Source organism: Gluconacetobacter diazotrophicus PA1 5 (genome assembly GCF_000067045.1).
GTDB lineage: Bacteria > Pseudomonadota > Alphaproteobacteria > Acetobacterales > Acetobacteraceae > Gluconacetobacter > Gluconacetobacter diazotrophicus.
This window is the reverse complement of sequence record NC_010125.1, coordinates 3,846,663-3,870,331: the sequence shown is the minus strand read 5'-3', so window position 1 is coordinate 3,870,331 and position 23,669 is coordinate 3,846,663. Positions and strand designations below refer to the sequence as shown.

20 protein-coding genes, 1 pseudogene and 2 riboswitches are annotated in these 23,669 nt (G+C 64.0%); of the genes and pseudogenes, 9 read left to right on the top strand and 12 right to left on the bottom strand.

All coding sequences use genetic code 11. The features are described 5' to 3' along the window. Positions 1-71 precede the first annotated feature (71 nt). A complete protein-coding gene (locus tag GDI_RS17890) occupies positions 72-845 on the bottom strand; it encodes an SDR family oxidoreductase (RefSeq protein ID WP_012228563.1) in 774 nt (257 codons plus the stop codon). Positions 846-1,027: 182 nt separating this feature from the next. Here GDI_RS17890 and GDI_RS17885 point away from each other — a divergent pair, with 182 nt between their 5' ends. Next, positions 1,028-1,930 (top strand): LysR family transcriptional regulator, encoded by a 903-nt coding sequence (locus tag GDI_RS17885; protein ID WP_012228561.1) that lies wholly within the window; start codon positions 1,028-1,030, stop codon positions 1,928-1,930. 69 nt (positions 1,931-1,999) lie between these two features. Further along, positions 2,000-2,428, top strand: coding sequence for a DUF1810 domain-containing protein (locus GDI_RS17880; protein WP_012228554.1), 429 nt, complete (start codon positions 2,000-2,002; stop codon positions 2,426-2,428). A 164-nt stretch (positions 2,429-2,592) separates the two neighbouring features. On the opposite strand, the gene GDI_RS17875 is transcribed toward GDI_RS17880, so the two are convergent. The 3 genes and pseudogenes from GDI_RS17875 to GDI_RS17865 all read right to left on the bottom strand — a co-directional run bounded on the left by GDI_RS17875 (position 2,593) and on the right by GDI_RS17865 (position 5,708). Then, positions 2,593-3,429 (bottom strand): IS5-like element ISGdi1 family transposase, encoded by an 837-nt coding sequence (locus GDI_RS17875; RefSeq protein ID WP_041249595.1) that lies wholly within the window; start codon positions 3,427-3,429, stop codon positions 2,593-2,595. A gap of 303 nt (positions 3,430-3,732) precedes the next feature. Then, positions 3,733-4,820, bottom strand: a pseudogene (locus GDI_RS17870) (transposase). 426 nt (positions 4,821-5,246) lie between these two features. Further along, entirely contained in the window at positions 5,247-5,708 is a 462-nt protein-coding gene (locus tag GDI_RS17865; protein ID WP_012228546.1) for a very short patch repair endonuclease, read from the bottom strand. 263 nt (positions 5,709-5,971) lie between these two features. On the opposite strand from GDI_RS17865, the gene GDI_RS17860 reads away from it, so the two are divergent. Continuing rightward, positions 5,972-8,209, top strand: a complete 2,238-nt coding sequence (locus tag GDI_RS17860) for a sensor histidine kinase (RefSeq protein ID WP_231854166.1) — start codon at positions 5,972-5,974, stop codon at positions 8,207-8,209. Continuing rightward, complete coding sequence (locus tag GDI_RS17855) at positions 8,206-9,147, top strand: response regulator (RefSeq protein WP_012228534.1); 942 nt, start codon at positions 8,206-8,208, stop codon at positions 9,145-9,147. Before GDI_RS17860 ends, GDI_RS17855 begins: the two co-directional genes overlap by 4 nt. Here the strand turns inward: GDI_RS17855 and GDI_RS19400 are convergent. After that, positions 9,031-10,392: a DNA cytosine methyltransferase gene (locus GDI_RS19400; RefSeq protein WP_231854165.1), complete on the bottom strand. Its 1,362-nt coding sequence runs from the start codon at positions 10,390-10,392 to the stop codon at positions 9,031-9,033. The two genes, GDI_RS17855 and GDI_RS19400, sit on opposite strands and share 117 nt — an antisense overlap. Before the next feature lie 440 nt (positions 10,393-10,832). Next, positions 10,833-11,210 (bottom strand): winged helix-turn-helix transcriptional regulator, encoded by a 378-nt coding sequence (locus GDI_RS17850; RefSeq protein WP_049762937.1) that lies wholly within the window; start codon positions 11,208-11,210, stop codon positions 10,833-10,835. Between the two features lie 92 nt (positions 11,211-11,302). Between GDI_RS17850 and GDI_RS17845 the strand changes: the two genes are divergently transcribed. Further along, positions 11,303-11,908 carry an FMN-dependent NADH-azoreductase gene (locus GDI_RS17845; protein ID WP_012228526.1) on the top strand — a complete coding sequence of 202 codons (606 nt, stop codon included), beginning with the start codon at positions 11,303-11,305 and terminating at the stop codon, positions 11,906-11,908. A 79-nt stretch (positions 11,909-11,987) separates the two neighbouring features. On the opposite strand, the gene crcB is transcribed toward GDI_RS17845, so the two are convergent. Beyond that, positions 11,988-12,410 carry a fluoride efflux transporter CrcB gene (crcB, locus tag GDI_RS17840; RefSeq protein ID WP_012228524.1) on the bottom strand — a complete coding sequence of 141 codons (423 nt, stop codon included), beginning with the start codon at positions 12,408-12,410 and terminating at the stop codon, positions 11,988-11,990. Between the two features lie 217 nt (positions 12,411-12,627). Continuing rightward, on the bottom strand, positions 12,628-13,446 hold the full coding sequence (locus tag GDI_RS17835; RefSeq protein WP_012554482.1) for a universal stress protein: 819 nt from the start codon (positions 13,444-13,446) through the stop codon (positions 12,628-12,630). Positions 13,447-13,671: 225 nt separating this feature from the next. Beyond that, positions 13,672-13,735, top strand: a riboswitch (Fluoride riboswitch). A gap of 65 nt (positions 13,736-13,800) precedes the next feature. Between GDI_RS17835 and GDI_RS17830 the strand changes: the two genes are divergently transcribed. Beyond that, complete coding sequence (locus tag GDI_RS17830) at positions 13,801-15,375, top strand: MutS-related protein (protein ID WP_012554481.1); 1,575 nt, start codon at positions 13,801-13,803, stop codon at positions 15,373-15,375. Then, a complete protein-coding gene (locus tag GDI_RS17825) occupies positions 15,372-16,898 on the top strand; it encodes a MutS-related protein (RefSeq protein ID WP_012228517.1) in 1,527 nt (508 codons plus the stop codon). Before GDI_RS17830 ends, GDI_RS17825 begins: the two co-directional genes overlap by 4 nt. A gap of 60 nt (positions 16,899-16,958) precedes the next feature. On the opposite strand, the gene GDI_RS17820 is transcribed toward GDI_RS17825, so the two are convergent. Next, positions 16,959-17,657: a DUF4142 domain-containing protein gene (locus tag GDI_RS17820; protein ID WP_012228516.1), complete on the bottom strand. Its 699-nt coding sequence runs from the start codon at positions 17,655-17,657 to the stop codon at positions 16,959-16,961. 158 nt (positions 17,658-17,815) lie between these two features. Between GDI_RS17820 and GDI_RS17815 the strand changes: the two genes are divergently transcribed. After that, on the top strand, positions 17,816-18,415 hold the full coding sequence (locus GDI_RS17815; RefSeq protein ID WP_012554477.1) for a hypothetical protein: 600 nt from the start codon (positions 17,816-17,818) through the stop codon (positions 18,413-18,415). On the opposite strand, the gene GDI_RS17810 is transcribed toward GDI_RS17815, so the two are convergent. Continuing rightward, positions 18,396-18,812 (bottom strand): hypothetical protein, encoded by a 417-nt coding sequence (locus GDI_RS17810; protein ID WP_012228514.1) that lies wholly within the window; start codon positions 18,810-18,812, stop codon positions 18,396-18,398. The two genes, GDI_RS17815 and GDI_RS17810, sit on opposite strands and share 20 nt — an antisense overlap. Continuing rightward, entirely contained in the window at positions 18,812-20,167 is a 1,356-nt protein-coding gene (locus GDI_RS17805) for a PQQ-dependent sugar dehydrogenase (protein ID WP_012554476.1), read from the bottom strand. Before GDI_RS17805 ends, GDI_RS17810 begins: the two co-directional genes overlap by 1 nt. A gap of 267 nt (positions 20,168-20,434) precedes the next feature. Continuing rightward, positions 20,435-20,513, top strand: a riboswitch (Fluoride riboswitch). Between the two features lie 87 nt (positions 20,514-20,600). Between GDI_RS17805 and GDI_RS17800 the strand changes: the two genes are divergently transcribed. Beyond that, a complete protein-coding gene (locus tag GDI_RS17800) occupies positions 20,601-21,923 on the top strand; it encodes a voltage-gated chloride channel family protein (protein WP_173363426.1) in 1,323 nt (440 codons plus the stop codon). A 192-nt stretch (positions 21,924-22,115) separates the two neighbouring features. Here the strand turns inward: GDI_RS17800 and GDI_RS17795 are convergent, their stop codons facing one another. Further along, on the bottom strand, positions 22,116-23,645 hold the full coding sequence (locus tag GDI_RS17795; protein WP_041249594.1) for an efflux transporter outer membrane subunit: 1,530 nt from the start codon (positions 23,643-23,645) through the stop codon (positions 22,116-22,118). Between the last annotated feature and the right edge of the window lie 24 nt (positions 23,646-23,669).

Sequence of the window (23,669 nt, the reverse complement as noted above, 5' to 3'; positions counted from 1 at the left end):
CCATAGACACGGCCCGCGGATCCGACAAAGCGGCCCACGGGCGCCGGCGCGCGCGTCCCGGCCGGGTCGGGTTACCTGGTGGTGTAGCCGCCGTTGATCAGCACCGTCTGGCCGGTGATCCACCACCCGTCGGACACCAGGAAGCGGATGAAGGGGGCCACGTCCGCGATATCCGTCAGCCCGGTGGGGCTGAAGGCCGACAGCGCCGCCGCCTGCCTGTGATAGGACACGGCCTCCGGCGCTTCCTGCCCGTAGAAGAACGGCGTATCCATCGGGCCCGGCCCCACCGCGTTGACCGAAATGCCCCGCGCGCCGAATTCCTTCGACGCCGCGCGCGTGAAATGCTCCACCGCCGCCTTGGTGCCGGCATAGGTGGAATAGAACGGGGTGTACGCCCCCAGCAGCGACGTCACCAGCGTCACCAGCTTGCCGTTGTCGTTCAGGTGCAGGCCGGCTTCCTTGATGAAGAAATAGGCGGCCCTGGTGTTGATCGCGACCATGCTGTCGAATTCGGCCTCGCTGGTCTCCAGGATCGGCTTCTTCAGCACCCGGCCGACGGTGTTGATCGCGATGTCCGGCCGCCCGATCGCGGCGATGGTGTCCGCGAACAGTGCCGCATTGGCCCCGGCCTGCGTCAGGTCGGCCTGGAACGCCACCGCCTGCGCCCCGGCTGCCCGGATGTCGGCCAGCGTCCGCTCGGCCTCGGGCCGGGTGGCGTCGCTGTTGTAGTGGATCGCGATCGCCCGCGCGCCCTGCGCCGCCAGGTCGCGCGCGATCAGCCCGCCCAGGTTCTTCGCCCCGCCGGCGATCAGCACCGTCTTTCCGGTTATACCGTGATCGGCCATGTCATGCCTCCCTCTCCCGGCGCCCGCTGGACCGCAGGCTCCCGTCAGGGGGACAGTATCATCCCGAAATCGGCGATAAACGCGCCATTCCAAACAACACCTGTCGCGGAATCCGAACAAACCGGACATGCTGGCAGGAAGGGGACACCCTTCCCCGCAGCACGCTTTCCCCGGAGCACGCCTTGGACCGGATCGACCTGTTCCGCATCTTCGCCCGGGTGGTGGAAACCGCCAGCTTCACCCGCGCGGCCGACACGCTGGGCATGCCGCGCTCATCGGTGTCCACTGCGATCCGCGATCTCGAGGCCCGGGTCGGCACGCGCCTGCTGTCCCGCACTACACGCATTGTCGCCCCCACACCGGACGGCTCGGCGTTCTACGAGCAGTGCGTCCGCCTGATCGCGGACGTCGAGGATGCGGAAAACCTCTTCCGCCGCGACGCCGCCGGGCCGCGCGGCGTGCTGCGGGCGGACATGCCCGGGCGCATCGGCCGGCTGATCGTCGCCCCGGCCTTGCCCGACTTCCTGGCACGCTATCCCGCCATCGACGTCGAACTGGGCGTGACCGACCGGGCGGTGAACCTGGTCGAGGACGGGATCGACTGCGCGCTGCGCGTCGGCCCGCTGCATGATTCCGCGCTGATCGCGCGCCGGCTGGGCACCCTGCGGCTGATCAACGTCGCCAGCCCCGCCTACCTGGCGCGGCACGGTGTCCCGCTGGCCCCCGCCGACCTGCCGGGCCATTGCGCCGTGCGCTACGCCTCGCCCACAACCGGCCGCATCGAGGACTGGGAGTGGACCGAGGACGACACGCCCCGCACCCTGGCCCTGCCCGGCCGCGTGACGGTGAACAGCGCCGAGGCCCAGATCGCCTGCTGCCTGGCCGGGCTGGGCCTGATCCAGGTCCCGGCCTACGACGTCCGCCCGCACCTGGACGCGGGCACGCTGGTCGAAGTGCTGCCCGACTGGCGCGCCGCCCCGCTGCCGATGAGCGTGCTGTATCCGCACCGCAAGCACGTCGCACACCGGGTCCGCGCCTTCATCGACTGGCTGGCCGACCTGCTGGCACCGCATCTTCAGGCGTGACCGAATGATTTGACTGCCGGCGGACATCGCGTGCAGCGTCCGTCCCGACAGTGAACGGGGATTCAGCCCATGACCGACCCTTTCCATCTCGAACGCTTCGTCACCGCCCAGACCGACAGCTTCGACACGGCGCTGGCCGAAATCCGGCACGGCGCCAAGCGCAGCCACTGGATGTGGTTCATCTTCCCGCAGATCGCCGGGCTCGGCACCAGCACGATGGCGCGGACCTACGCCATCCGCTCGCTCGACGAGGCACGCGCCTATCTCGACCACCCGGTCCTGGGCACGCGCCTGCGGCAATGCGTGGCCGCACTCCACGACCTGCCCCCCACCACCGCCGAAACCGTATTCGGCAACATCGACGCCGCCAAGCTCCGCTCGTCGCTCACCCTGTTCATCGAAGCCGGCGCCGACGCACCATTCCAGACAATGCTCGATCGCTGGTTCAAAGGCCACAAGGACGAAGCAACCCTCCGGCTATTGGCGAACCCCGCCTGACCGTCTCCGCCGGCCGATACGATCAGGAAGCAGGCCCCCGACTGGCGCGACCGGGATCTCAACGCCAGTTCCATTCCCATTTATATTCACCATCGCAATGGCGTGGCGCCAGGTGTGCGAATTTGAGGGCTCGGCCACGCCTCAGAGCCCGATCCGAAAGTTCTTCAACCGTGACAATGCCTTGCTGTCCGTCGTGTGAGCATTCGGATCGAGGCGATCAATGTCCATGCGGTTGAGGAAGCAATGGATTGTTCCCAGTCTTTGGCGAGCCGCCTGCACCGTCCCAGCCATGCGAATGTCCGTTCAACCACCCAGCGGCGCGGCAGGATCTGAAAGCCCTTCGCCGTATCGGACCGCCTGATGATTTCAAGGGTCCATTTTCCCATGGAGGCGAGCGCGGATCGCAATTTGTCGCCAGCATAGCCGCCATCAGCGAAGATGTGGCGCAGCCAGGGAAAGCGCCTGCGTATCGCTGCCAGGACATCAACAGCCCCATCACGGTCCTGGATGTCGGCGGCATGAACGAGGAGAAAGATCAGGAAGCCCGCAGTATCCGTCACAATATGGCGCTTGCGGCCCTTGACCTTCTTCCCCGCGTCATAGCCCGAAAGCCCGCCACTTTCCGTGGTTTTCACCGACTGGCTGTCAATCACGCCCGCGCTCGGAGAGGCTTCACGCCCCTCGATCTCGCGCAGGCTCATGACCAGCACCGTATTCATGACTTCGAACACTCCGGCACCACGCCAGGCGTAAAAATAGCGCCTGACGGTCGAGACCGGCGGAAAGCATTTCGGCAGCAGGCGCCACGCACACCCGGCCGAGGCTATGTAGAGCATCGCGTTGACCACCTCGCGCATATCCGTAGTGCGGGGGCGACCGCCCCGTTTCGCCGGGGGTACAAATGGCATGATCAAAGCCCACTCCCCGTCCGTCATATCCGATGGATATCGCAACCCTTCCCGGCTATGTTCACGTCGGGCAATACCAGTCCATGTCACCATTCACTCCATCTCTTCGCAAAGACGGATGAATCACAACAGGCTGGTATTGTTCAAAAACTTTCGGATCGGGCTCTCAGAAGCGGACGTCAGCTTGGACAGCGCGTAAGTCCGACTTGGCGGGACGTAGGTCCGAAAGGGGGGGGATTCGGCCTGTCCGCTTTGGAGCGCCCAAACTATGTATCCTGCCGTTCAGTCAGCTGCGTGTGACAGTCGCTGTGCGTCCCAATGCCGGTCGTCTAAGATTGTCTAGCAGGCTGTCGGATTGGGCGCTGCCGTAGTGATGAGTGACGGCGACGACGGCGTTTATGCGGCCGTCAGTCGCGTGATCCTACGGCAATTATATGCGAGGGCGACGAGCGTCCATTCTGTTGCGACGTTGGGGAGGCCACGGAGATGGAAACGGGTGAAGCCCATGGCGCTCTTGATGATACCGAAGACCGGTTCGACGGTCTGCTTGCGTAAGGCGTAAAGGGCTTTTGCCGGGTTCTGTTGCAGCCTGGCCTTCATTTCCAGGCGCCAGGGCTCGGTGATCCGGCGCGGCTCCCTGGGTGGCGGTTCTGGCCGGAAGTCATAAGGGCGCCGATTCACAGGGCGTCCGATGGCGACCAGCGGGTCCACGCCGCTGGCCTGCAACGTTTCGACGGCTTTGCCGCTGGCGAAACCCGTGTCGGCGAGGACGGTTCGTGGCAGGCCGATCCTCTCCTCCATACCCAGGATGGTGGCGGCGAAGCTGGGCGCGTCCGCCGTCGTCGCAACGACGCCATTTTCCAAGATCAACTGGCTGCCCTCGGCACAAACCACGGCCTGGGCATTGTAGGCTTGCCGGTATTCATGCGCGTCGGAGCGGCGCATCAGCTTGCTGTCCGGATCGGTCAGGTTGATCTGCCGGTCTGGTGGCGGTTCATCGTCCGGTTCTTTCGGCGGCCGACCGCGCCGTCCCCGCTTCGCATCAAAAGCTGCCTTCTTGCGCTCATATTCTGGTCGTGACGCGTCTAAGCCTGCTCGCGGGCCCGTCTCGAGTGCCACAGGAGTACATCATAACGCTGCTCGATCGTCGTGCGGTTGCCGCGCCGGAACGTCGCGATCGTGTCATGGTCAGGATGCAGGTTCGCCGCCACAAAGCGCATACCGATATCACGATATGTCGCCCGTTCGATCCGACGCGATGAGAACACGCCGTTCGCATAGGCGTAAATCAGCAGCGCCAGCATCAGGCGCGGATGATACTGCGCCTTGCCGCCAGTCCGCACAGGAACGGAAAATGCCCTCAACGGCACCCGCTCTACCGCCGCCACGATGAAATGCGCCACATCGTCCGACGGCAGCCATGACTTCAGATCCGGCGGCAGAAGATACGGCTGCGATCGATCAAACGGAATGAAGCTGCTCATCCTGAAAGCTTACCGCAGATCGCCAGAGCCAGGTACCCCAACCCGACAGCCTGCTAGACGCTCCCCGAAAGCGGACATGCGCAAGGCGTGGTGCCCCCAAGATCAAAAATGCTAGGCATGGCTTGATGCGGGCTATCGTACTGAGCTCCGGTTCTCCTGCCGGACGGTTCTGTTCGCACCTATTGCGCGGTTCGCCGGGATCGCGCAGCCCCCCGGTTTAATTCCCAGTTTCCTCTGTTCCCGCGTCGGGATCGTCGAAACCGCTGACGTCGGAAAAAGCCGTCCAGCCGGCTGGAGTCGCGCCGTTGTGTACCCCGCCCTGCGAGAGCACTTTGTGATCATCGTGATGCGCTCGTTGTGACCCTTCATCTATATGATCGGCGTCTGGTAGCGCGCGCGGGAGGCGAGTGCGGTCGATGCTGGCATTCATCCAGTCTGTGGCAGAACCCCGGCTATGCTGGTGATAGTTCTCTCGCGTATTTGCGCCGCCAACTGGGTGGCCGTTGGGCTCAAGCGCGACTTAGCGGAAAGCTCGCACTCCCAGATTACAAAAACGTTCCAGCCTAACTCCTGGAGCTCCCGCATGACCTTCCCATCGCGGGCAACATTTCGGTCGAATCTTGCAACCCAAAAGTCAGTATTCGACTTTGGCGTCGATGCAACCTTGCAACCGGGATGGCGGTGCCAGAAGCAACCGTGAACGAATACCGCGGCACGATGGCGTGGTAGTACAATATCAGGGCGCCCGGGCAATCCTGCGCCACCTAGGCGGAAGCGTAACCCGAGCCGGTGCAATGCCCGTCGGAGCGCGATCTCTGGCTTCGTGTCCTGTGACCTGATCCGCCCCATGCGGCGTGATCGTTCCAGAGGCTCAAGGAAGTCTGCCAACTTGCCTCCTGCGTGCGACCGTGCAAAAGAGACAGATGGGTAGGGAAAGTCAGTTTTCCCATGCTGGCTGTTCGGGGCAACTTACGATCCACATTACGGGCTTAAGCCGGATCAGGCCAACTGGGTGGGGTAACCGTGGCGGTTCATTGTTTTGTGGCTGGATCAAACTACGTTAAGTTGTCAGCATGACAACACGAGAATCCTTCCGAGTCAGCTCGCATCTTAAGGACATTATCGGGCGCGATCTGGTCACGAACGAGTTCGTGGCGATTTTCGAGTTGGTGAAGAACTCATTCGATGCCGGGGCGACGAGGGTCGACATCGAGTTTGATCCGGGTGAGGCTTCCATCACCATCGTCGACGATGGCAAGGGGATGACGTCGACGGATATTCGCGACAAGTGGCTATTCGTCGCCTACTCCGAGAAGGCACTTTCAGCTTCAGATAACTATCGTGACAAGATCGCGTTCGCGGGGAGCAAGGGGATTGGCCGCTTCGCATGCGACACGCTCGGGGATGGCTTGGAACTCTATAGCCGCACCGAAGGCGGCAACTGGATCTCAAGGCTTGAAATCGACTGGACGCGCTTCGAACAGGATAGCACTGAGGAGTTTCAGGAAGTCGAAGTCGAACTTGGGACGGCGCCATCGTTTCCCAGGATCGCAAATGCCGAGCCTCCACCCCAGCATGGAACGATGCTCGTCATTAAGGGCACTCGGCAGGAGTGGAACGAAAACGCCATCCGCCGGTTGCGCAGGGATCTTGCTAAGCTCATCGACCCATTCGGTACGACCAGTCATGTCGCCGTCTCGACCTGGCTGGTAGATGGGTCCGAGGAGAGGATGGAGGGCGTCGATGGTCCGGTAGGGAATAACATTGCTGACATACTCAGGGAGAAGACAAGCCGGATCGAGGTAACCGTCGCGGACGGCCGTGTTGACACGACGCTTTTCGATCGTGGTCGGAAAATATATGCAATCCGTGAGCCTTCTCCCTATGACGAACTTACTGACTGCCGCGTCGAAGGGCAGGTATACTTCCTCAACAGGTCAGCTAAGCATACTTTTACGTCTCGCATGAGCGTGCGGCCCGTGGAGTTCGGGAGCGTTTTCCTTTTCCTAAATGGGTTCCGTGTCTCGCCAATCGGCGATGAGTTTGACGACACCCTCGGATTGAACCGCAGGAAGCAGCAAGGCCAATCCCGCTACCTTGGTACGCGCGACATCATCGGGCGGGTTGATGTAACAGCGCCGCCCAAGATGTTCCGAGAAGTGTCGAGCCGGGACGCGGGCCTGATCGAAGATGCGCGGAGTCGCGCGCTGTATGAAGCGATCCGCCGTCATATGATCTTCCGGCTTGAGCGTTATGTGGTCGGCGTGAACTGGCAGGACAGGCCTGATCAAGACCGTGATACATCCGAAGGCCTTGAAACTGACCGGGCACGCGAGCGCGTCCTTGGTATAGTTGGTTCGCTTGCGCGATCGAAGGACGTCGAAATCCTGTACTACGATACAGAACTCGTCCGCGTGGCCGACGATCCCGACAAGATCACTGACGATGCGCTCAAGGCGATGTCGGCGGTTGCGGAGAGCCGCAGCGATGTCTCCTTGCTTGGCCAGGTAGAGGAAGCGAGGAGGCGGATCGCTGAATTGCGGGCGTCGCGCGACGAAGCTCGCCAAGCCGCCCTGCGCGCGATGGCGGAGCGGGCCACCGCCGATGCGCGGATTGCGGCGCTAGAGAAGCAGGCAGCGTTCCTCGGGAGCAGCCAGGATGTCGATGTCGAGCGCATCCAGTTGCTCATGCACCAAGCCACGATACACCTCGGGCATGTGCGCGCGGCAATCGAGAACATGGCGCATGAGGTGCGGAACATTCTGGCTGCGGCCGTGATGCCAAAAGAAATCGATGACCTCGGGGACGTCGAGGATCTGCTCGCCACGATCCGCCAGTCCGCCCGTCGTGCATCGGTCTCGATCGCCGGCGCAAGCTTATCCGGGGATCGCTTGCGCACCGTTCTGTCATTTGCACCGAACATCCGTGTCGATTTGGAAACCGACAAGGTGCACGGCGACTTGCTCCAATTTCTCACCGAGTATTTCGAGGTTCGCCTTGTTGGTATTCCTGGCATGCCAGCCGCTACCTTTGATGCCGCCAATCTGGCGCTGGAACGGGAATTCTCCCCCGTGGACGTAGCAGTTCTCGTCGACAACCTGCTGGATAACGCACGCAAGGCGAAAGCGAGCAAGATCGAGTTCAAGGCCACGCGCAAGGGGCAGGACTCCGTGCTTATCAGGGTCATCGACGATGGCCTGGGTATCGACAGGCGCAAGGTCGACCCGTCCAAGATTTTCGAGCGGGGCTATACCGGTTCTGCCAACGGCACTGGACTAGGCTTGTACAGCATTCGCCAGATAGTCGAGGGAATGGGCGGCACCATCGAGCTTGCAGGAGATGGAACGCGAGCTGACTTCGACATCGTTGTCCCGGGGGAACGGCAATGAATCTCGACCTAGGAATCCTATGGATAGAGGATTCGTTTAGCCCAGAGGAGGAGCAAGCACTCAAGCGCAGGGTGCAAGATGCGGGCTTTCTAGCGCGCATCGAAACAATTCCAAATGGGACCGGGATCGATGACCTCTCGCGTAAGCACCAACTCTATCATATGTATGACCTCATCTTGCTGGACTACCGCTTGCGCGACGAGAAAGGTGATGAGCTAGCGCCGAGGGTTCGCGAGCTATTTCCTTCGACGACCATTCTTTTCTATTCGGGCAGCGCCGAGGAGCAGGAGCTTCGCAGTTTGATCGCCAGCAAGGCGGTCGAAGGCGTGTACTGCTGTTCACGCGGGCGCTTTACAGAGCGTGCTGGCGAGTTGATAGACCAAACGGCACGATCACTTGACAGGCTATCCGGCATGAGGGGGCTCGCCATGCGGGTAGTGGCCGAATGCGATGATCTCATGAAGGTTGCAATGTTGTCGATGTGCGCCCGGGATCCGAATTGCGCAGGCAAGATCGAAAGCCTTGATAGTGACGTCCTGAAGTTCTTGGACGAAGCCAAGCAGGCATATGAGGAGTCGAAAGCTAAAGACCTGCTTGCTCGCATTGAAACCCGGGCAGTCGATAGCATGAAGCTGTTTAAGCATTTTCGCCGGCTGACACAGGTTGCCGCTGCTAGCCCTGCTACTTTTGGCCTGAACGACGCGGATGCAGACCGGTTGCGCGAGTTACGCAAGTCCAGTGCTCAATATGACCAGAAGGTCCTCCGCAAGCGTAACCTTCTCGGCCATGTAGTGGAGGTCGAGGGAGATGCGGGATGGATACTACAAGGTAGCGGCGAAATCACCGTCAACGATTTTGCGGACATCCGTCGGGTATTCGCCGAGCATACTGAGGCTTTCCGCGAGATGAGGCGACTCGTCACGCTTTTGGACGGCTAAGAGGCCCATAAGCATCTCCCCAAGTGCCTCGGCCAAAAGCGGTGGCACCGCGTTCCCGACCTGAGTGAACCTCGGGCATGCATCCCGCCGGCGGCTGCCGCCGGTTGTGTAGGGTCCCTTGAACGAGAACCAATCTGGGAAGGATTGCAAGCGCGCGTGCTCCCGGACCGTCATTGCCCGTGGCTTGGAATAGTGCACGAAGTCATCCGGTAGCGTGCTAATGGTAGGAGCGGGCCCGTCCGGGGCGAGCGGCGTGGTTGAGCGTTTCTTGATGCCGAGGCGTTCCCGGTCCACTAGCCTCAGACAAACCCCGCGTTCGCAATTGTCCAATATGTCCCGCATCCGCCCGACTGAGGCGGTGCTGTGCCTAGGCAACCTGAGGTCGCCGGGCTGATTAAGGCTGTCAACCCTCATCAGTCGCTGGTACGGAGTCGCTGCTTCCCGCGAGCGCTTCAGCGCCCGGAAACCGAGATGGCCCCATTCGCTGTCAAGTCCGGGTTCCATATCGCTTTCCTCAAGGTCTGAGATCGCGGCACTGGCGCTCGTATGATCCGGCCCAAGCCCTCGTGCGACAAGGAATGCTTTCCTGGCGACGCGCAAGCGTTGCATTGGATCAATGCCGGGTAGTGTGCCCTTTGGTGCAGCGATGAGTACAAACCTCGGCCTGCGCTGCGGAACGCCCCAGTCCGCAGCCCGTAAGATTTCAATCCAGGTGTCGTAGCCAAAGGCTTCCAGCCTACGCTTGGTATAATCGCTGTAAGTTCCGCCTGTGCGATGCTTCATCGAGCGGAAGCCAACCACATTCTCCAACAAAATTAGGCGTGGACGGACGATTTCGACGTAATGGAGATAGACGTCCACCATTTTGCTGCGTGGATCATCAGGCCGCCGGAGGCCATTCATGCTGAAGCCTTGGCATGGTGGTCCGCCGGCGACCAAGTCGACCTTCCCGCGTAACTCGGCAAGTTCCGTTTCATGATGGACAAGTACATCCTGAGCCTGCCACGCTCGCTTGTCGAGCCATGCCGGCCAACTATGGCGGTTCCTGCCACTGTCAAGTAAGTTGGCTCGGTAGGTATCGAATGCATCAGCATGAGCCTCGATCGCGAACAGGGTCGAGAAACCGGCGGCTCCAAGACCGAGCGAGAGCCCGCCACAACCGGCAAATAGGTCGATGCATGATGGTATCATGGCAGCGCTATCGCACGTATTGCAGCAAATGTCCAGGACGATCGAATTGTACAAGTCTCAGCTTGGCTGCGGATCGGCGTCGATCAACGCTGAAGCGGGCCCCTCGAACCAACCGCTATCGTGGCGCTATATCGTAGAGTGTCGTACCACCCTCGGGCGTGTAACCAGCGACACGATTGGCCGTAATGTCGACGTAAACTAACGCGACCATCCTGCTGATTCGTCCGAGGGGGCTTGCCGGCATCAGCGAGTTGTTGCGCGAAGGTCGGCTTCCCATTTGTCGTGCCTGAAACCTGACAGGCAGAAAACGGCCCCAACTCGGCCGCGAGAGATTGTGCTGCTTATGTCCGCTATGCGGAAAGCTATTCACAGGCGCGTATGCCCGACATGAGGGCGCAAGCTGCCAGTCTTACATCCCGCCGCCTTCACCGCGATATTCACGCATCCGCCGGGCACCTCGTCACGACGCTATTTGGTTCGCGTGCCCTGATCCCTCACGCTTTCCGGCTATCGAATTCCCGTTGCGCCATCTCGATCTTGTCCAGGTTGGCCATCGCCCAGGTCCCCAGCGCCTGCACCGGTTCGCGCAGCGACCGGCCCAGCGGCGTCAGTTCGTAGTCCACGCGGGGCGGGATGGTCGGATAGACCGTGCGCGTTACCATGCCGTCGCGCTCCAGCCCGCGCAGGGTCAGGGTCAGCATGCGCTGGGAAATGCCGTCGACCATGCGGCGGATTTCATTGAACCGGCGCGGCCCGTTGCCCAGTTGCATGACGATCAGCACGCTCCATTTGTCGCCCAGGCGCGCCAGGACCGGACTGATCTTGCGGCAGTTTCCCTGGCCCGGATCGGGTGCCTCCCCGGTTACATGCATGTTCCCGCGTATCAAGAATGTGCCCCCTTGCGCGCCGTGGTGACAGTGGCAAACATATCCTCGGTTACAAACATATACCTAGGACCGACGCAATGAAACTCCTGCATCTCGACGCCAGCATCCTGCCCGAGGACAGTTCGGTCAGCCGCACGCTGTCCGCCGCCGTCGTGGCGCATGTCCGGGCCTTGCAGCCGGACCTGACCGTGACGCGGCGCGACCTGGTGGCCCACCCGCTGTCGCACATGACGCTGGCCAACCTGCCACCCGACCACCCGGCCTCGGTCCCCGGCAACGAGGTCGAGCGCGCCGAGAGCCAGGCCGTGCTGGAGGAGTTCCTGACCGCCGATATCGTGGTCATCGGCGCGCCGATGTATAATTTCACCATCCCCACGCAGCTCAAGAGCTGGCTCGACCGCGTCCTGGTCCCGGGCCGGACCTTCAAATACGGCCCCGAGGGCGTGAAGGGTCTGGTGGAAGGAAAGCGCGTGATCGTGGCGCTGTCGCGCGGCAGCTTCTACGGCCAGGAAACGCCGTACGCCACGGCGGAACACACGGAAACCTACCTGCGCACCGCGCTGGGCTTCATCGGCATCGCCACCCCGGAGGTCATCGTGGCCGAAGGCGTCAGCCGTGGAGAAGACCAGCGCGCCGCCGCCATCGAAGCCGCCCACCAGACGGTCGCGGCACTGCGCGTCTGACCCTGCCCGGACATGGCGGGCGGCCCCCAGGGCCGCCCGGTATCCGGGCGGTGCACGCCCTGCCCGTCAGGCGGCTTTTTCACGATGCCTGATGAAGCCGGCGCGCGTGCGCGTGATTGACGGCCTGGGCGGCGAGGTAGCCGGCCGAGACGGTCGCCATGCACAGGACGACCGACAACCCGATATTGAGAAAAGCCCTGACCGGCGCGCCATTCCGCAGCAGATCGAGCGTCTGGAGGCTGAACGAGGAAAAGGTCGTATATCCGCCGCACAGCCCGACCATGAAGACCACCCTTTGCGTATCGGACAGCGGGAAGCGCGCGCCCGCGACGGTCAGGCTGCCGAAGAACGCGATGGCGAACGAGCCGGTCGCATTGATCAGGATCGTGCCCCAGGGCAGCGACTGGCTCCAGCGCAGCGTCGCCAGCCCGATCCAGTAGCGCAGGAGCGTGCCTGCGGCACCCGCGAGAGCAATCCAGAGCGTCGGAAGAAAATTCGTCACGTCGGTTCAATCCCTGTCGGGGTGGAGCCTCGGAGCCTGTCCGGTCAGGCTCTCGGAGGCTGCTTCAAAAGTCCCGCTGCTGAGCGAGAGCGACCCGAAGGGTCGCGCCCGTCGTGCGTTTCCGAGCACCGAAGCGGAGTGGCCTTATGGGCCATGAGCATCGGAGCACAGGAAACGCGCGTCGGATCGCCGGCAGCGGAGCTTCTGAAGCAGCCTCTCAATGGTGGGTCAGGATCGGGAGGGTACCATGGGCGAGGATATCGCGCGTCGGCCCGCCGAAGAGCCATTCGACGAAGCGCGGATGGGTGTAGGACCCCATGATCAGGAGGTCGGCCTGCGCCGCAAGGGCATGGGCGCGGATCTGCTCGCCGGGATCGCCATCGTCGAGCGTGAACCGATCGACGACGGTCCTGACCCCCCTGGATTCCAGTTGGGCCGCCACCGGGGGCAGTTCGACCGTCCCGTGTCCGCCCTCACCGATGACCCACGTGACCACCTCCGCCCTGGACAGCAAGGGGGTGGCCGATGCGATCGCGCGTTCGAGCGCGTGGGACGGACGCCAGGCAATGACGGGCCGCGCGCCGACGGTCGGGTGATGATGAAGGGGCGCGATCACGACCGTGGACTGCGCATCGTACAACGCGCCGGTGAAGGCCTGTCCGACGAATGCGGGGTCCTTCGGGCGCGGGCGGCTCAGAACCGTCAGGTCGGCGTTCGCGGCTTCGCGCGCCACGATCTTCTGGACATCCCCCGCTATCTCGATCCAGCGGGCGGTCGCGGTTCGGCCCGACGCCGTGATCCAGTCCGCGCAGGCGGCGCGAAGCCGGTCCGCACGGTCGGACACGGACCGCGCGAAACGCAGGCGGTCTTCCCGCGTCGGCATGCCCTCGTCCGGTGCCCTGAAATCGGGATCGTCTTCCAGTTGGGGATGCAGCAGACGAATGTCCCGGCACGCGAACCGGTCCGCCAGTTGCCCGGCCACCTCGAGCGTGAAGGTCACGGTGTCAGGCCGGTCGAGAACGACGAGAATGCGCATGCTCACGCCTCCTGCCAGGACAACATAGTTGAAAACAGCGGTAAAAACAGGGTCCAAGGGAACGGGTCACGGGCAAGCATAATCGCCTGCCCGCGAACAGGAAACGGCCTTTTCCCGATCGGTTCCCGATCCGGCTGAAAATCGAGGGGGCGCGGATTCGATTTCCGGCCGTCCGTCAACCTGGCGGCGTTTCGTGCGTTGAGGTGGCTATCGGAGGGCTTACGCCGTCCGGTCGGAGATGGAGTACCTCCGTATAACCGCCCCCAGGGCTGATGACTCCTGCTCGCATCCCGTGTGTTGCGGCAGGACGTCTTGCATCCTTCCGTGACAGCAATGCCGGAAGGATACCGCACCATGGCGGCGCACGATGCCATCGGTTTCGAAAGCATTCTGAATCCCGACCCCGCGATGCAGGCCCGGACCGAGCCGGTGCCCGATCGTCCGGCACCCGAACCCCGCTGCTTCCACGACCTCTGCCTGGATCAGATCCTCGACCGGATGACCGCCGGGCGGGAGATGTTCGGGCTCGACCGGGTATTCTGCACGCCGGCGCCGGATCTCGGGACGATCCGCTATCGCCAGGCGTTCTGGCAGGATCTCGAGCAGCCGGATATCGGCGCGGCGTGCCGCGCTTTCACGCGGAAGATCCAGAGCAGCCGCGCTCAACAGCAGATGGTCGGGAAAAGCCAGGACGAATGGTCGGCGCGGCGCTGGTTCCTCGATGCCGCAAGGATGTACGGATCCGCCGTCCGGGACCTCGACCGGGCCCTGAACGGGCTGAAACCGACCTCCGACGCCGTCGGCATGCTGGCGCGGTGGCTCGACACGCATCTCTCATCGGACCATTTCCGCCGCCTCGCCGACGAGGGGGAGGCGATCGCGCGAGACCTGGAGGACATTGTGTATGCGGTATCCGTGGGCGAAGGGGATTTCCGGGTCCAGCATCCCGGACGCGAAAGCGATTACAGCGCGGAAATCGAGGACACCTTTGCGCGGTTCCGGCAGGGCGACGTCCGCAGCCACCTCGTGGACCTGCAGGACACCCTGGGGCTCGATCATATCGAGGCGACGATCCTCGCATTCGTCGCACGGCTGAATCCGAACGTGTTCGACCGCCTGCGGACATTCTGCGAGGATTTCGCCACCTACGAAAATCCGGTCCTGATCAGGCTGGACAGGGAACTGCATTTCTACCTCGCCTATGCCGATTTCATCGCGCCGATGCGTGCCGCGGGCCTGCCATTCTGTTGCCCGGACATGTCGGACACCGACAAGGCGGAGCGGGTAGCCGACATGTTCGATCCCGCCCTGGCCGTGCGGCTGGTCGATGACGGCAAGGCGGTCGTCACGAACGATTTCGAACTCTCCGGCCCCGAACGGATCATCATGGTCACCGGCCCCAATCAGGGCGGAAAGACGACCTTCGCCCGGGCATTCGGTCAATTGCACTATCTCGCCCGTCTCGGACTGCCCGTTCCCGGACGCGAAGCGCATCTGTTCCTGGTCGACGAGATCCATACGCATTTCGAGCGGGAGGAGAACGCGGCCGACCTGCGCGGCAAGCTGGAAGACGAACTGGTGCGGATTCACGACATCGTCACGCATGTCTCGCCGCGCAGCCTCGTGATCATGAACGAAAGCTTCAACGCGACGACGGCCGACGACGCGGCCAGCCTGTCCGCTGCCGTTCTGGAGGACTTCATCGGACAGGACCTGATCTGCGTCTGCGTGACCTTCATCGATGAGATCGCGACATTGTCCCACACGATCGTCAGCATGGTCAGTACGGTCGATCCGGACCGCGACGACGCACGGACATTCAGGATCGTCCGCCGCCCCTCCGACGGACGGGTCTATGCTGCCTCCCTGGCCCATAAATATCACCTCACGGGCGCCGATATCCGGCGCCGCCTGACGGAGGCACCATGAAAGCCCACCTGCTCTTTCGCGATCGGGACCTCGATCCGAAAGCCCCCCTGCCGCCGCAGGCGGACGCCCTGATCGACGATTTGCGCCTGAACGTCATATTCGACGCCATGGCGGCAGGCGACGAGCTGATTGCCCGGGTCAGCCCACGCGTGATGCTGAACACCCTGGCCGACCCCGAAGACATCCGCTACCGGCAGGAAATCACATCGGAAAGCCTCGACCGGGAGGACCTGGTCCGGGAACTGTACAGCCTGGCCTCGGACGCGATCGAGGCGGAACGCAAAAGCTATATTCATGCCGGTTTTCGCAGTCCCGGCAGCATCGTATTCGAATCCGTGTCGGTCCTGAAGCTGCTTCTGGGAACCCTGACGCGCCTGCGGGCCATCAGCGACGCGGAACGAGGCCGTTCAACGTCGCGCGGCCTGCGGACGCTGTTCGAAACGCTTTCCCGCGAACTGGATGACCCTTTCTTCGAACGCATTCGCGGCTATATCAGTGACCTGAGCCGGCCGCGCATGCTGTTTACCGCCCGGCTGGGCGTCGGGAACAAGGCAACCGACCATGTGCTGCGCAAGCCGCTGCCGCCGGAAGGCAACTGGCTGGCACGCGCCTTCGCGGGGAAGCCGGAAGGGTACAGCTTCCGGCTGAATGAACGCGACGAAAGCGGCGCACGCGCCCTGAGCGACATTCGCGATCGCGCGCTCAATCGCGTGGCGGATGCGCTCGGACAAGGGAAGGACCACGTGCTTGCCTTCCTGAACGCGCTTCGGAACGAGCTGGCTTTCTATGTCGGCGCGATCAATCTTCACGCGCGGCTGGTGGAACTGGCGCTGCCGACCTGCCTTCCGGACTTCCAGTCTTCCGAAGACCATGATTTCGCGGCGACCGGACTTTATGACGTCGCCCTTGCACTGACATCGGGACAGGCAGGTCGTGGGCAACGATATCGACGCCACGGGCCCGCACCGTACCGTCATCATCACCGGGGCCAACCAGGGGGGAAAACGACCTTCCTGCGCAGCGTCGGCCTGTCCTTCGTGATGGGACAATGCGGGCTGTTCGCCGGAGCCGGGTCACCGCGTACCGGCGCGGCCGGAAACGTGTTCACGCATTTCAAGCGCGAGGAAGACCGCGCGCTCGAAAGCGGAAAATTCGATGAGGAGCTGCATCGTATGAGCGTGCTGGTGGATCAGCTTCGGCCGCATTCGGTCATGTTGCTCAACGAATCGTTTGCCTCGACCAATGACCGGGAAGGTTCCGATATTTCCTACGAAATCGTCAGCAGCCTTCAGGATGTCGGCGTCCGGGTGTTTTTCGTGACGCATCAGTACAGCTTCGCCCACCGGTTCTTCGCGAACCATCGCGCCGATACGCTGTTCCTGCGGCCCGAAAGACTGGAGAACGGCACCCGTACCTTCCGTCTCCGCCCCGGAGAGCCGGAGACGACAAGCTACGGGCAGGATCTTTACGCGCGTATTTTCGGGCATGCCCTGCCCCGCCATGATACGCGCCAGACGCCCTGATCGCCACGCCGTGGGCCGCCCTGTTCCTACGCCCGGCAGCCGGGCGTAGGAAACGGTCTTCTATGCAAGCTGGGCTTCATAGGCGGCGAGCATGGTCTTGGTATCGTTCGCAAGCTTGACCAGGTCCGGATTCTTCGAGCTGGCGATCTCGGCGTCGATGACAGGTTTCATCCTGGCGCTGTTGCGTGACAGGGACCGGATGTAGCTTCGGTCGAACGCGGTGCCGTGAAAATGCTGTATCCGGTCGATAATTTTCTGATTTTCGGACGAAGGCTTGGGTGTCAGGGTGATGGCGTGCGCCGCCACCAGCTTCGTCAGCTTGTCCTGGTTTCCCGTCAGGTCCTTGGCGATGGTCGCACCCAGGGTCGCCACATCGCTGCGCGCCGCATGGGTCTGGGCACTCTTCGCCAGCGCGATCTGCATCACGTCCATCTCGTTGAGCTTCTGCACGAAATCCGCATCCGCGCTCGTCAGCGGGGCAGCCTTCGCCACGGCCGGCAATGGCGGCGGCAGCGGCTGTCCGGGGCTGACGCAGGCCGCCAGTGCCAGAAGCACCGCCATGAGAGGGAGCCGGGCAAACGATTTGCAACGAGACGGTAGCGACATGATCGGCGGATTCTCCTTCGTTTTCCGATGCAGTTCCGAATGATGGCCCCTGCCGGAGCGGCCTTCGAAGAAGCCGTTGCCGTGGCCCTGCTGACGATATGGTCCATGATGAGAGTGCGGAACGAGAAAGGCAATGGCGAAGTATCCGTACATAATATGGACACAATTCCGGCAACATTGTGTATCGCCATGGAAGAAACATTTTACGCCGCGCCGGGCCCTTGCGCCGACCGGAAAGAGCGCACTAGGTTTGGCGAACGGGTGTGCCGCGCCGGGCGCGTTCGGATCGGGATGGAGGGATAATCCAGGACATGAACCGCCGCATTCTTTGCTTGCTTGCCGTCTCCTCGTTTCCTCTCGGCCTGGGCGGCTGCGGATATTTCGATTCACGGGCCGCCCACAAGGCACAGGTGACGATGATCGGGATGACGTCCTACGACCTGCAGGCGTGTGCCGGACTTCCAACCTCCACCAAGCAGCTCAACGATACGACCCAGATCTTCGTCTACACCGGAACGCATTCGCAGCCGACCTACGGGGGTTCGACACTCATTCCGGTGGGCGATGTCGTCACGACGATCCTGCAGCTTGGCGGCGGCGGCGGCACGACCTGCACGGCGGTAATCCGCCTGGACCATGACCGGGTGTCGGACGTGCATTATGCGGGTGACGACGACGAAATGGTCGGCACGGACGGGATCTGTTCCATTATCACCCGTGGATGCGCCCGCCAGCCCGAAAGCACGATGAAGCGGTCCGACGGCGGCGTGTTCGGCCCGGTTTCGGCGTTCCATCCCCCCGTTACGCCGAATCAGTCGACATCCGATACGTATTCGCCGCAATCCGGCGCAACCATTCTCAATCCCGATCCGAAATCATCGGATTCGGCCGTTATTTCCCGGCCCCAGTAACGGCTCCCTCGGTCGCGGGGCCCGCTGCCCGCGACGGCGGGGCGGTGCCCTGGCCCTTCGTCCGCTGGATGGCCTGGTTCTGGGCCTTGGTCATGGCCCAGCGAAGGGCCGTCTCGGCCTCGGGCACGTCCAGGGTGCCGGCGTCAACGTCCAGGCCGATGCGTAACGAAGCCATGTCGGTCTGCGACACCAGGTCGTAATTGGGTCCGATCGCGTCCGGACCATATCGGAAATGGGCCGCGGCGATGCAGCGGAACCGGTCGTACGCGGTGCCTTTCCGGAACGGATAACGTGCCAGGCATCGCGACACCGCCGCATGCAGCGCGCCCGTACCGCGGTCGTCCGTGCACGCGGCGGAAAAGGCGCACAGGCAGGCGACGGCAAGCAGACGCCTCATTATTGTCCCTGCGGCATGCCCGGGGCGCCGGTCACGCGCCAGACGGTGTTGCCCACGTCGTCGGCCACCAGCAGCGCGCCCGTGCCGTCCAGCGCCAGGCCAACGGGGCGGCCGTGGACGTGCTTTTCGTCGGCGGTCAGGAAGCCGGTCAGCACCTCGCGCGGCTCTTCCACCGGGGCACCGTCGACGAACGGGACGTAGATCACGCGATAGCCGCTCTTGGGCCAGCGGTTCCACGATCCGTGCTGCGCCACGAACAGCCCGTGCCGCCAGGCTTCGGGCAGCGTGCTGGCCTGCGAAAACGCGATCCCCAGCGACGCGGTATGCGGCCCCAGCGCATAGTCGGGTGCAATGGCCTGCGCCACCAGGTCGGGCCGCTGCGGCGTCACGCGCACGTCCACATGCTGCCCGTAATAGCTGTAGGGCCAGCCATAGAACGCGCCCTCCTGCACGGCGGTGATGTAGTCGGGCACCAGGTCGCTGCCGATCTCGTCGCGTTCGTTGACGGCGGTCCACAACGCGCCGGTCTGCGGGTTCCAGGCCAGGCCGTTGGGGTTGCGCAGGCCGGTGGCGAAGGGGCGCAGCGTGCCGGTGGCGATGTCGAACCGGTCGATCCGCGCCCGTCCTTCCTCGACCGCCATGCCGTGCTCGGCCACATTGCTGTTCGACCCCACGGTGATGTACAGCGCGCTGCCGTCCGGGCTGGCCAGGATGTTTTTGGTCCAGTGATGGTTATAGCCCGCTGGCAGGTCGATCACCCTGGTCCCCGGCGCATCGATCCGGGTCTGGCCCGTTTGGTAGGGAAAGCGCACCAGCGAATCGGCATTGGCGACGTACAGCGTATCGCCCACCAGCGCCATGCCGAACGGCGAGCGCAGATGATCCAGGAACACCGTCCGCTGGTCGGCCACCCCGCGCCCCGTGGAGTCGCGCAGCAGGATGATCCGGTCCGGGCTTTTATCCCCCGCCCCGACCGCCCCCATGACGAAGCGGGCGATCCGGTTCTTCAGCGTCGTGATATCGGTCATGGGCGAATTCGATTCCGCGACCAGGATATCGCCGTTGGGCAGGCGGTACAGCCAGCGCGGATGGTCCAGGCCGGTGGCGAACGCCGCCACCGCCAGCCCGGGCACCACGCGGGGCGTGGCCCCCGCCGCCCAGCCCACCGGGGTGGCGATATTCACCGTGGGCAGCAGCGTCGGGTTGGGCGGCGGCAGCAGCGGATGCGCGCCCGTTCCGGCCGCAAGGGTCAGCGTCGCCTGTTCCGGCCGCGCCGCCATGCGGTAGCAGCCGGCCAGCAGCAGCAGAACGAGGGCGGCACCGCCCCCCAGTACCCAGATGCGCGAACGCCTCATGACGGGACCTCGGACCGACGGCGCCGCCGACACGCCATGACGGGACCGCATGGTCCGGCGCGGCAGCCGGGGTGCCGGAATTGAGGGACGATGGACCCGAAGCCGTTCCGCATCGCCCCGAAAGTGGAACATTCCGGGAAACACACCCTAAATTTCCCCCCCATGCAAGCATCCATGCGCGGCGCAGATATGCAGCCGGAACGCCGGCCCGCACCCACGCGGCCCGGCACGCGCGATCTTGACGCCGCCATCCGGTTCGGGGTTAACGTCGGCGCAGGCAATGGATTTCTGCCTGACCGTCCGGGTCGAACCGCCTCTTTCGGGGGCTGATGATTCCTACCCACCGCCTTCGGGCAACAAGGGCAGGAATCCGTTCGCAGCCATGTACATCCCTTTTTCGTTTCGTCCGCGCCGCGATCGGTATGTGGCCGTCATGGCCCGGTTCGTGACGGGCTGCATCCTCGCCGCCCGCGCCGCCGCCCGTTGGCTGTGCATGCTCCTGCCGATGGCCGTCTGTGTCGGCAGCCTCTGCGCCCTGTTCCTCTGGCTGCTCGACCGGGTAACGGACGACCGTCTCCATCATCCGGACCTGCTCTACGCCCTGCCCCTGGCCGGGGTTGCCGTCGGACTGACGTATCACGTCCTGGGACGCCAGGCGGAAGGCGGCAACAACCTGATCGTGGACCAGATCCACGAACCGGGCGGCGGCGTGCCCCTGCGCATGGCGCCCCTGGTCCTGGCCGGAACGGTGGTCAGCCATCTGTTCGGCGCCTCGGTCGGGCGCGAAGGCACCGCCGTGCAGATCGGCGGCAGCATCGCCAGCGGCTTCACGCGCATGTTCCGCCTGACGGCGCGCGAGGTCCGGACCCTGCTGACGGCGGGCATCGCCGCCGGATTCGGTGGGGTGTTCGGCACCCCGGTCGCGGGCGCGGTGTTCGCGATGGAGGTCCTGTCCATCGGGCGGATGGAGTATTCGGCCATCGTCCCGGTCGCCGTCGCCGCCATTGCCGCCGACTGGACCTGCCATGCGTGGGGGATTCATCACGTTACCTACACGCTGCCATTCCGGGGCTATCCGGACGCGGGCGGCACGGCATTCCATGCCGATCCGCTGCTGCTGGCCAGGGTAGCGCCCGCCGGGGTCGCCTTCGGGCTGGCCAGCCTGGCCTTCGCCCAGGCGGTGCATCGGCTGGGGGCCGTCTTCAGGGCGCTGTGCCCCGTCGCCTGGCTGCGTCCGGCCATCGGCGGCGTGCTGACCATCGTGCTGGTCTTCCTGGCCGGATCACGGGATTACCTTGGCCTCGGCATCACGGCGCCCGAACCGGGGGGCGCGTCCATCCTCGATTTCTTCGGTCCCGCACACTATGCATGGAGCTGGCTGTGGAAGCTGGCCTTCACCGTCGCGGCCCTGGCCACCGGGTTCAAGGGCGGCGAGGTCACGCCGCTGTTCTTCATCGGTGCCGGCCTGGGCAACGCGCTGGCGCCGCTGCTGCACGCGCCGGTGGACCTGCTGGCCGCCGTGGGCTTCGTCGCCGTCTTCGCCGGCGCCGCCAACACGCCGCTGGCCTGCACCCTTATGGGCATCGAACTCTTCGGTGCCGCGGATATCGTCTATCTCGCGGTGGGATGTTTCATCGCCTATCTGTGTTCCGGCCATTCCGGGATCTATCGGGCGCAGCGTATCGGCACGCGAAAGACGCATTGCGTGTTCCTCCAGCAACCTGCCCGCTCTTCCCGGGATGCCGTGGCACGGTAATGTCATGACCCGAAGCGTTTCCGCCTGCGCATCCCAGGTATATCGTCAATAAACGTGGAGCAGGGTGACATGACCGTCATGATCATCGACAGCCTGTCCCACCAATCTTCAACCGCGCCGTAGCCTAACGCAAGAAAATCCCTGAACAGATCAAAAGTTTTCTGGTTCTTTTTTCAAAAAAAACGTCTTCCCTCAATCCTGGAACGCCCGCGCCAGGACGTTCTGCTTCTCCAGCGACACCGGCAGGGCGGAGGCGGTCACCCCCACGCCCTGCCAGCCGGCACCCATGGCGGTATAGAGGTCGATGGCATCCTGCAGGCGTTCCAGCCGCGCCACGGCCTCGGCGTTCTCGGCGGCCAGGGCGGTGCGCTCGGTGGTCAGCACCTCCAGGAAGCCCACCAGCCCGGCGGCATACAGCTTGCGCGCCCGGTCGCTGGCCAGCCGGCTGTCCTCGGCGGCGCGGTGCAGCAGTTCGGTGTGCTCCACGTCGTCATGCCACGCCGCCATCGCGTCCTCGACCTCGCGGAACGCGCCCAGCACCGTCTGGCGGTAGGTCAGGCGGCTGGCTTCCGCCGCCGCCTGGGCGGCGCGGATCTGCCCGGTCAGCTTGCCGCCATGCATCAGCGGCAGCGACGCCAGCATGAAGAACTGCCAGCTCAGCGCCCCGGCCTCGAACACCTGGTACATCGCCGACGCGTTGGGGTTGAAGTTCAGCGGAATGGCGAAATTCGGATACATCTGCGCCACCGCCACCCCGATCCGCGCCGTCGCCTCGGCATAGGCGCGCTCGGCGCGGCGGATGTCGGGCCGGTTGCCCAGCACGATCGAGGGCACCGTCGCCGGGAATTCCGGCACCTGGGGCAGCGGCTGCGCCACCTTCAGCTCGGCCTCGGTGGTGCCGGGCACCTGGCCCATCAGCACGTCGATGGCGTGGGTGATCTGCGCGATATGGGTGCGCAGCGGCTCGCGCGCCGCCTGCTGGGCGTCCAGCTCGGCCTTCGCCTGGGCGATCTGCAGCGTGTTGCCCACGCCCTCCAGATACAGGCGCCGCGTCAGGTCGTAGGCTTCCTGCGCCACCCCGATGTTGCGGTTCGAGATCTCCAGCCGCAGTTGGGTGTCGCGCAGCACCATGTAGTCGCTGACCAGCGACGACAGCATGGTCATCAGCACCGCGCGCCGTTCCTCGACATTCTCCTCGACCGCGTGTTCCGAGGCCTCGACCGCGCGGCGGATGCGGCCGAACACGTCGATCTGCCAGCTGGCGCTGACGCCGTAGGACAGGTACGACGCCCCCGGCCGGTTGGCCGGATTGCCCGGGCGCAGCGGCCAGTTGTCCACGTTGATGGAATAGCGGGCGTCACCGTCGGTGGTGTTGGCATCGACCTGCGGATACCAGGCGGAGGCCTGGACGTCGCGCAGCGCGCGCTCGGCCAGGATGCGCTGGCCGGCGATCTGCAGGTCGTAATTGCCCGCGATCGCGCGGTCGACCAGCCGGTCCAGCTCGGCGTCGCCGAAGCGGTGCCACCAGTCCTTCAGCTCGGCATTGGTGCGGGCGATTTCCGCCGGCGTCGCGGCATGCTCGTCCTCGGCAAAGCCCGGCGGCAGCTTCATCCGGTCCGGCTGGTAGCGCGGCCCCACCGTGCACCCCGCCAGCATCGTGGCGGCCAGCAGCATCAGCCCGGCCCGGTGGAATGTGCGTCTCGTCTTCATGCTCGCGCTCATGGTCACGTTCGGGCCCGATGTCCG

What these genes read in the sequence shown, in the direction of transcription:
- GDI_RS17835 (WP_012554482.1), bottom strand. Translation starts at nt 13,446, where the DNA reads ATGCGCATTCTCGTCGTTCTCGACCGGCCTGACACCGTGACCTTCACG.
- GDI_RS17800 (WP_173363426.1), top strand. Translation starts at nt 20,601, where the DNA reads ATGGCCCGGTTCGTGACGGGCTGCATCCTCGCCGCCCGCGCCGCCGCC.
- GDI_RS17830 (WP_012554481.1), top strand. Translation starts at nt 13,801, where the DNA reads ATGGCGGCGCACGATGCCATCGGTTTCGAAAGCATTCTGAATCCCGAC.
- GDI_RS17805 (WP_012554476.1), bottom strand. Translation starts at nt 20,167, where the DNA reads ATGAGGCGTTCGCGCATCTGGGTACTGGGGGGCGGTGCCGCCCTCGTT.
- GDI_RS17855 (WP_012228534.1), top strand. Translation starts at nt 8,206, where the DNA reads ATGAATCTCGACCTAGGAATCCTATGGATAGAGGATTCGTTTAGCCCA.
- GDI_RS17890 (WP_012228563.1), bottom strand. Translation starts at nt 845, where the DNA reads ATGGCCGATCACGGTATAACCGGAAAGACGGTGCTGATCGCCGGCGGG.
- GDI_RS17880 (WP_012228554.1), top strand. Translation starts at nt 2,000, where the DNA reads ATGACCGACCCTTTCCATCTCGAACGCTTCGTCACCGCCCAGACCGAC.
- GDI_RS17795 (WP_041249594.1), bottom strand. Translation starts at nt 23,645, where the DNA reads ATGAGCGCGAGCATGAAGACGAGACGCACATTCCACCGGGCCGGGCTG.
- GDI_RS17825 (WP_012228517.1), top strand. Translation starts at nt 15,372, where the DNA reads ATGAAAGCCCACCTGCTCTTTCGCGATCGGGACCTCGATCCGAAAGCC.
- GDI_RS17850 (WP_049762937.1), bottom strand. Translation starts at nt 11,210, where the DNA reads ATGCATGTAACCGGGGAGGCACCCGATCCGGGCCAGGGAAACTGCCGC.
- GDI_RS17815 (WP_012554477.1), top strand. Translation starts at nt 17,816, where the DNA reads ATGAACCGCCGCATTCTTTGCTTGCTTGCCGTCTCCTCGTTTCCTCTC.
- GDI_RS17810 (WP_012228514.1), bottom strand. Translation starts at nt 18,812, where the DNA reads ATGAGGCGTCTGCTTGCCGTCGCCTGCCTGTGCGCCTTTTCCGCCGCG.
- GDI_RS17845 (WP_012228526.1), top strand. Translation starts at nt 11,303, where the DNA reads ATGAAACTCCTGCATCTCGACGCCAGCATCCTGCCCGAGGACAGTTCG.
- GDI_RS17820 (WP_012228516.1), bottom strand. Translation starts at nt 17,657, where the DNA reads ATGTACGGATACTTCGCCATTGCCTTTCTCGTTCCGCACTCTCATCAT.
- GDI_RS17875 (WP_041249595.1), bottom strand. Translation starts at nt 3,429, where the DNA reads ATGGTGACATGGACTGGTATTGCCCGACGTGAACATAGCCGGGAAGGG.